1 protein-coding gene and 1 pseudogene are annotated in these 3,632 nt (G+C 71.8%); both read right to left on the bottom strand.

Annotated features, from left to right (window positions below; all coding sequences use genetic code 11):
• On the bottom strand, window positions 1–2,891 hold a 2,891-nt coding region (locus GT354_RS02480), incomplete at its 3' end, for a type I polyketide synthase (RefSeq protein WP_161354498.1).
• A 22-nt stretch (window positions 2,892–2,913) separates the two neighbouring features.
• Window positions 2,914–3,632, bottom strand: a pseudogene (locus GT354_RS02475) (2-nitropropane dioxygenase); the annotation flags it as partial.

Raw genomic sequence — 3,632 nt, 5'->3', positions numbered from 1 at the left:
ATCGTCGGAGCGACCGCCGGGGAGCCGGTGTTCGCCTCCGGCGCGGGGGGCGGGGCGTGGGTCGTCTCACGCGGTCCCACGTCTGGATTGGGGCCCGAGATGGGAATGGTCATGCCCGTCCTTGTCGGCGATGGCGAAGGGGTGGTCGAGGTGAACGACGCCCACAGCGGGGCGAAGTCCAGGGAGCGTCCGGCGACCGCCAGCGCGCCCAGGACCTTGTGCAGCGCGGTGATGCCGGAACCACCGGGGTGGTCGGCGCTCAACGCGACGTGCGGTCGGTCCGCGAGGATGCGGCCGACCAGGCCGGTCAGTACCGTCCCCGGACCGACCTCGACGAACGTCCGGACGCCGTCGTCGTGCATGGTCCGGATCATGTCGGCGAAGCGCACGGAGGAGGTGATGTGGTCGTGCAGCACGGTGCGAATCCGCGGCGCCGACGACGGGTAGGGCTTGGCCGCCGCGTTTCCGTAGACCGGCATCCGCGGTGCGGCGAAGTCGTGCCGTTCCAGCGCGGGCCGCCATCCGGTGGTCGCGGACTGGAGCAGCGGGCTGTGGAACGCGCACGAGACCGCGAGGCGTTGGGTCTGGAGCTTTTGCTCCTCGGCCCGCTTCTCCACCTTGGCGATCGCGCTCTCGGTACCCGAGAGCACGTGCTGGGTCGGCGAGTTGTAGTTGGCGACCCACACCCGGCGCACGCCGCGCACCAGGTCGTCGGCCTCCTTGGCGGAGGCGTTGACCGCGAGCATCGCACCGGCTACCTTGCCGGCGTCGCGCAGCAGTTCACCGCGGGCGCGGGCGAGGTCCATCAGGGTCTGCTCGTCGTAGACGCCGGCCGCGAACAGCGCGGAGAGTTCGCCGAAGCTGTGGCCCGCGACGCAGTCGGGCTCGAACCCGACGGCGCCCAGGATCTCCTGGATCATCAGGGCGTGGGCCGCGAGCGCGGGCTGCGCGCATTCGGTGGCCTTGAGCCGGTCGGCCTGCTCGCGTTCCTTCGCCTTGTCGGCCACGGGCGGCGGGAAGACGGTGCGGTGCAGGGGTCTTGCGTCGATCGTGAATCCGGCCTGGCGGTCCCACGCGGCGAGCGCCAGGGGCTGGTGCATGACCACGTCGACGCCCATGTCGGGATACTGGCTGCCCTGTCCCGGGAACAGCAGCGCGATCTTGTCGGTGGTGGCCGGGCCGCACGCGTAGCGGACACCGGCGGGCGTGTGGAAGGCGGATGTCGGCGCGGCGTCGATCCGGCGGCGGGCGTCGAGCGCCTGGGTGCGCAGGTCGTCCCGGTCGCGGGCGACGACGCACAGGCGGTGCGGCGCGGCGGCGTCGAACGCGAGTTGGGTACGGCGGCCCAGGTCGGCCAACGGCGCGTCGTCGGCGGTGAGCGCGTCCAGGGCCTTGGTCAGCGCCGGGCCGGACTCGGCGCTCAGCAGCACCAGTTCGCTCGGCGCGCTGCGGGTGAGCGACTCCTTGGCGGGAGCCGGCACGGCGGCGCGGTACTCCTCCAGGGCCACGTGGAAGTTGGTCCCGCCGAACCCGAAACTGGAGATCGAGGCGCGGCGCGGGTGGTCGGTGCCCCGGATCCACGGCCGGGTGCGGGTGCTCAGGTAGAACGGACCGTCGTCGAACCCGAGGGCCGGGTCGAGCCGTTCGGCCTTGAGCGTGGGCGGCAGGATCTTGTGGTGCAGCGCGAGGGCGGCCTTGGCCATGCCGACCGCGCCCGCCGCGGTGCGGGTGTGGCCGAGCTGCGATTTGACCGAGCCGAGCGCGCAGCGCGCGATGCCGGCGGGGTCCTCGTTGCCGAACACCTCGCTCAGTGCGGTGACTTCGGCGGTGTCGCCGGCCTTGGTGCCGGTGCCGTGCGCCTCGATCAGCTCGACCGTGTCGGGGCTGTAGCCCGCGCTGGCGTACGCCCTGCGCAGCGCGCGGACCTGGCCCGCCACGGCAGGGGCGTAGATCGACGACCCCCGGCCGTCGGAGGAGGTACCGATGCCGCGCACGACCGCGTAGATGCGGTCGCCGTCGCGTTCGGCGTCCTCCAGTCGCTTGAGCATGACCATCGCCACGGCCTCGCCCAGGAGGGTGCCGTCGGCGTCGGCGGAGAAGGGCCGGCACTCGCCCGTGGGAGACAGTGCCGGGGTCTTGCTGAAGCAGGTGAACCCGAAGGCGTCGCACAGCGGGTCCACGCCACCGGTGATCATCATGTCGGCGCGGCCGAGGGTGAGTTCGTCGATGGCCGCGCTCATCGCGGACAGCGAGCTGGCACACGCCGCGTCGGTGGTGTAGTTGCTGCCGTGCAGGTCGAAATGCCGGGCGACGCGGCCGGCGATGACGTTGGTGAGCATGCCGGGGAAGGAGCTTTCCTTCCAGACCGGATAGGACGCCGAGATGGCGTCGCACAGTTCGTCCGCCTTGGCCTCGTCGACGCCGCCGTCCAGCATGACCCGGCGCCAGGTCGGCCGCTGCGAGCGAAACGACATCCGAAAGGCCAGTTCGGTGGGGCTGGCCCCCAGGATGATGCCGGTGCGCTCGCGGAGTTGCTCGGACGGCGGCTGCTCGCCGCAGGCGTCGCGCAGGACGCGCTCGGCCGCGATCAGGCTCAGCAGTTGCGCGGTGTCCGTGGCGTCGATCGTGGAGGGCGGGGTACCGAAGGCCAACGGGTCGAACGCCACCGGCGACATGAAGGCCCCACGCTTGGCGTAGGTCTTGTCGGGGGCGGTGGGATCGCTGGAGTAGTGATCACTCACGAGCCAGTGGGTGTCCGGCACGTCTCGGATGAGGTCACGGGCATGGACCATGTCGCGCCAGAACCCGGCGACGTCCGAGGAACCGGGCACCAGGGTGCTCAGACCGATGACGGCGATGGGCGGCTGGGAGGGGCGGGGACGCTCGGACACGGGGCTCCTTGCGATAGTCGGTTCAGAGCAGTTCAAGGGCGGGGAAGGTGAACGCCTGCGCCGGCAGATCCACGCCGTGGCTGCGCAGTTGGTGCGCGCGGGTCAGGACCGTGGCACCTTCCATGAGGTTGCGGGCGATCTGCACCACGGACAGGTGTGCGGGGTCGGCGAGGTAGCCGTCCCGGCGCCAGTCGTTGAACGCGCCCACCGCGGGACCGCACCAGATCTGGTAGTCCACCGTCCGGTCGGCGGTTCCGGTCGTCGCCCACGTGCTGGACATGCCCAGGTACCAACGGAACACGAGCGCCATGCGGTGCTTGGGGTCCGTCGCCGCCCGGTCGGCCTGCGCGGGCTCCCGGGTACGCCAGAAGTCCTCGGTCTGCGCCCACACCTGTGCGATCGGCTGCCGGAACATCTCCCGCTCCAGACGCGCGATCTGCGCGGCGGGGATCTCCTCCAGCGACTCGTGGTCGCGGTACAACTGCCGCAGCCTGGTCGCCCGGGCCGCGAACATCGTGCCGCGGCTGAGGACCTGTACCTGCGAGCCCATCTCGAACATGTCGGCGGAGGGCGCCATCGCCACGTCCATGGTGTCCGCGGCCTGGAGCATCGCCCGGGCCGCGTCGGAGGTGTCGGCTTCCAGGCTGAGCTGGTTGACCGAGCCGGTCACCACGTACGCGGCGCCCATCGCGAACGCGGCGGCGACGGCGTGCGGGGTGCCCAGGCCGCCGGCCGCGCCGA

This window comes from Streptomyces sp. SID3343 (assembly GCF_009865215.1).
Lineage (GTDB): Bacteria > Actinomycetota > Actinomycetes > Streptomycetales > Streptomycetaceae > Embleya.
The sequence above is the reverse complement of the archived record's forward strand: the minus strand, read 5'-3'. Positions and strand labels throughout refer to the sequence as shown.